The organism is Flavobacterium bomense (genome assembly GCF_003970355.1).
The window spans coordinates 1-1,026 of sequence record NZ_RYDJ01000285.1 but is presented as its reverse complement, the minus strand read 5'-3'; the positions used below and the strand labels follow the sequence as shown (position 1 = coordinate 1,026).

At 39.0% G+C, this 1,026-nt stretch carries 1 protein-coding gene; it reads right to left on the bottom strand.

Annotated elements, in window-relative coordinates; all coding sequences use genetic code 11:
- Positions 1-36 precede the first annotated feature (36 nt).
- Positions 37-1,026: peroxidase family protein (locus EKL98_RS17350; RefSeq protein ID WP_317125415.1), on the bottom strand; the 990-nt coding region annotated here is incomplete at its 5' end.

The following is a 1,026-nucleotide window of genomic DNA, read 5'->3' as shown; positions in this document are numbered from 1 at the left end:
GCCTTGAGAGTTTTTTGGTTATAATAGAACAAAGAATCACACCAAATCGAAACGATCTAAATTCATTACTTTGTTCCAAGCTTTCACAAAGTCTTTTACGAATTGCTCTTGAGAATCGGCACATCCATAAACTTCTGCCAAAGCTCTAAGTTCTGAGTTCGAACCAAAGATAAGATCGACACGAGTCCCTTTCCATTTCAATTCTCCAGTTTTGCGATTGCGACCTTCAAAAACATCTTGAGATTCTGAAGAAGCTTTCCAAGTTGTACCAAAATCCAGCAAATTAAAGAAGAAATCATTCGTCAAAGTTTCAGGACGATTGGTAAATACGCCATTTACAGCATAATCAAAATTGGTATTCAGTACACGCAAACCACCAACCAAAACCGTCATTTCAGGAGCAGTCAAAGTTAGTAATTGTGCTTTGTCGATCAACATTTCCTCAGCTGAAACAGTGTATTTTGTTTTCATATAATTGCGGAAACCATCTGCTTCTGGTTCAAGCACTGCAAAAGATTTTACATCGGTTTGCTCTTGTGAAGCATCGCCTCTTCCGGGTGTAAAAGGAACTGTAACCGCTTGACCAGCATTTTTGGCAGCTTTCTCAATTCCTGCACATCCAGCCAAAACAATTAAATCGGCAATTGACACTTGCTTTCCGTTAGATTGAGCAGCATTAAATGTTGACTGAATTCCTTCAAGTATTCCTAAAACTTTCGACAATTGAGATGGATTATTCACTTCCCAATCTTTTTGCGGAGCCAAACGAATGCGAGCTCCATTTGCTCCACCACGTTTATCCGAACCTCGAAAAGTCGATGCCGATGCCCAAGCAGTAGAAACTAATTCAGAAACTGACAATCCTGAACCTACTATTTTCTCCTTTAAGGCAATAATATCATTAATATCTATTAGTGAGTGCGTTACAGCAGGAACTGGATCTTGCCAAATTAGTTCTTCTTTCGGAACATCTGAACCTAAATAACGTACAATATGTCCCATATCACGATGCGTTAACTTAAACCA